Genomic DNA, 3,301 nt, shown 5'->3' with positions numbered 1-3,301 from the left:
AAAAGCTTCGGGGCAGGTCAAACGAGTGATAAACGGCGTTGTGCAGGCGGCGCCCGTGCTCGACCTGGCCGTGAATTCCAACTCCGAGCGCGGTCTATTGAGCCTGGTGCTACATCCGAATTTTCCAGCGATACCGTTTGTCTACATCCGCTGGACGGAAAGCAGCACTGGGGTGGACAGCGCCGTGGTTTCAGAGGTTGCTCTGTTGGGGAATCGCGTGGATCGCTTCGTCTGGAACGGATCCACTCTGGTTTTCGATAAGAACCTGCTCCTGATACGCTCGCGGCAGACCGACAACGTGGCGGCGCCGGGGCACCCGGGCACGACGAATGCAGCCGAGCAGGCCAATCACAACGGCGGCGTGTTGAGGTTCGGGCCCGACGGAAAGCTTTACTTGTTCATGGGCGACCAGGGGCGTCGAGGCTGGCTCCAGAACCTGCCGAATGGCCCGTTCCTTTCGGAGCCGTTTGTGGACGACACATTTGGCGGACCAGCGCCGGACAATGCTCATCTGACCGGCGTGATTTTCCGGCTGAATGAGGACGGAAGCACGCCCGCCGATAACCCGTTCTTCGCGGCGGGCGCCGCCATGGGCGGAGAGGTAGGAAGCAATATCCAGAAGATCTATTCATACGGGCACCGTAATAGCTTCGGGATGGCGTTCGACCCGGTGAGCGGCAGCCTGTGGGACACAGAGAACGCCGACGACGCCATGAGCGAGGTGAACCGGATTGTGCCCGGGATGAACGGCGGATGGGTCCAGTTAGCCGGACCGTTGAGCCGGATCGAACAGTTTAAGACGATCGAGACAACGCTGTTCGGCAGTAATCTGCAGCAGGTCCGTTATCCTCCAACGCGGGTTGCCTATACGCCGGCTTTAGCTCAATCCCGCATGTTCATGCTTCCCGGCGCTGTGTACCGAGATCCGGAATTTAGCTGGTTATACGAGATTGGGCCGGCGGGTGCCACCTTTGTGCAGGGCGCCGCGCTGGGAGCGGAATATGATGGCACGTTGTGGATTGGTTCGGCGCGGAGCTTCCAGCAGGTGGGTGGAACCGGCGGCAGCTTGTACCGCTTGCGTCTCACGGCGGACCGGATGCATGTTGACGTGAGCGCCGACCCGAGGCTGGCCGATACCGTTGCGGACAATTTATTTCGCGCGAACAAATTCGAGGGCACTGAGAGTGAAACTCTGCTGATCGGCCAAGGCTTCGGGACGACACCCGACATCGAGCAGGGTCCAGACGGGAAGCTTTACGTAGTGTCGTTGACGGACAATGCCATCTACCAGATCAGCAGGAAGCCATAAGGGGGAAATGTATGAAGCTATTTATCAGGTTTTCGGCAACGCTTGCCTGCGCGCTATTATTTCGTGCGCCGGCGGCTTCTATCAATAACGGCGGTTTCGAATCCGGATTTGCCGGTTGGACACGAGCCGATCAAGCCGGGAGCGATGGGACCTTCGCCTTGCAAACCGGCATGGTGAGTCCGGTGAATGGGACGGCGGTGCCTGCGCCCCCCGGAGGTTCTACAGCCGCGATGACCGACGCGCAAGGGCCTGGCGCTCATGTGCTTTACCAGACCTTCACGGTGACTGCGCCGGTTCCCCAGTCTGTCCTGAGCTTCGACCTGTTCATTGGAAACCGGGCGGCGGCTTTTTCCACGTCCAATAGCCTCGACTTTGCGACGCCGACCCTCAATCAACAGGCGCGCGTGGACATTCTTGCGGGAGGGGCGGATCCGTTCAGCGTGTCGGCGGCCGACCTGCTGATGAACCTGTTCCAAACCACGACCGGCGATGCGCTGGTGTCCGGATATAGCCACCACGCTTCCGACATCACCACGCTGCTGAATAGTCATCTGAACACGCCGTTAATGCTGCGGTTCGCCGAGACGGACAACGTGTTTACTTTCCAATTGGGGGTCGACAACGTGGATATTCAGGAGACCGCCGTGCCGGAGCCGTCGTCCATGTGGCTGTTGATGGCGGGTGCGCTTTTCGCAGTTGCGCGCATCCGGCAGCGGGCCGGCTGAATTCATTTGGCTGAAACCTTTTGTTCCGCGGCCGCTCCCAAGTGCAGGGAGAACTCACATGGCAACCAAGAAGAAGACATCTTCGGGCTCAACGCCACGCTCGAAGGGCATCGTGAAAAAGAAGATGAAGCGCACGATGGATGAATACAAGCACCACAAACTGGAGTCGGGGCGGAGCGGCAAAAAAGTGAAGAGCCGGAAACAGGCGATCGCAATCGGGTTGAGCGAGGCGCGCCGCTCGGGGGCCGATATCCCCTCTTCTCCAACGAAACGCAAGGCGAGCAAACGCAAGTCCTCGACGAAAAAAACCTCGAAGAAGACCTAGGCTGCCAATATCGCGGATTTGTCGTCCCATCCAAAGGAGGGCCACGAGTTGTGGCTGAAACCAGAGTAAAACAAGAAAATCTTGAAGAACGGGCGGACGAGCGTTTAAAGAAACCTCGTAGCGGCTTGAGCATCAACGACACAATCGCAGGGAACGCGGATTTGTCTGTGGGTTCGAGAGGCGTGGATACGTCAGGAGTAGAAGCTGGGGCGGGAGCCGGAGCTGGCTCTACTTACGTAACGCCTGGCGCCACGGGCAGCTCCCCAGCACCTAGTATTGTTTCCGGACCGCGGAGCACCGGAACTACGCCTCGCAGCGGGACAGCGGCGGAAGAGGACGCGAGTCTTCAGCTCGACACGAAAAGCAACTTGGCGAAAACCAGCTCGGCCAGCCGAGACGAGGTTTCGGCGCGGGCCTATCATCGCTGGCATCAGCGCGGGTGCCCGGATGGATCTCCGGAAATTGATTGGGACGCCGCCGAAGAAGAGTTGAAGACGCGCCGCTGATCGCGATCCGGACAAAGAAAAAAGCCCGCCTGGCAAATTGCTGCCAGGCGGGCTTTTTCTTTTTAATTTGGCTTCGACGGATTTAGTAATCCATCTCCGGCCCGTGGCCGCCGGGAGGTCCAGCAGGCGCCTTCTTCTCCGGGATTTCGCAGATCATTGCTTCGGTGGTCAGCATGAGAGCGCTGATTGAAGCGGCGTGCTGCAGAGCGGAGCGGGTGACTTTGGTCGGGTCGATGACACCGGATTTCACCAGGTCTTCGTACTGGCCAGTAGCGGCATTGAAGCCGAAATTGGGGTCCGCGTTGGCGCGAACCTTTTCGATGATGATGGCGCCTTCGAAACCGGCGTTGCCAGAGATCTGACGCAGCGGCTCTTCGGTTGCCTTGCGGATGATATCGATACCGATCTGCTCGTCGCCCTCGGCTTTGAGCGTTTG

At 59.2% G+C, this 3,301-nt stretch carries 4 protein-coding genes; 3 read left to right on the top strand and 1 reads right to left on the bottom strand.

Features of this window, described 5'->3' with window-relative positions:
- The 3 genes from VGK48_29345 to VGK48_29335 form a co-directional block, all read left to right on the top strand.
- Positions 1 to 1,309: PQQ-dependent sugar dehydrogenase (locus VGK48_29345; protein HEY2385301.1), on the top strand; the 1,309-nt coding region annotated here is incomplete at its 5' end.
- 11 nt (positions 1,310 to 1,320) lie between these two features.
- Positions 1,321 to 2,034, top strand: a complete 714-nt coding sequence (locus VGK48_29340) for a PEP-CTERM sorting domain-containing protein (GenBank protein ID HEY2385300.1) — start codon at positions 1,321 to 1,323, stop codon at positions 2,032 to 2,034.
- 58 nt (positions 2,035 to 2,092) lie between these two features.
- Positions 2,093 to 2,359, top strand: coding sequence for a DUF6496 domain-containing protein (locus tag VGK48_29335; GenBank protein ID HEY2385299.1), 267 nt, complete (start codon positions 2,093 to 2,095; stop codon positions 2,357 to 2,359).
- Between the two features lie 588 nt (positions 2,360 to 2,947).
- Here the strand turns inward: VGK48_29335 and VGK48_29330 are convergent.
- Positions 2,948 to 3,301 (bottom strand): TCP-1/cpn60 chaperonin family protein (locus VGK48_29330; GenBank protein HEY2385298.1); only part of this gene is annotated, 354 nt, incomplete at its 5' end.

It is taken from the genome of Terriglobia bacterium (assembly GCA_036496425.1).
GTDB lineage: Bacteria > Acidobacteriota > Terriglobia > 20CM-2-55-15 > 20CM-2-55-15 > 20CM-2-55-15.
Note: the sequence above shows the minus strand (reverse complement) of the source record. Positions and strands in the feature narration are given on the sequence as shown.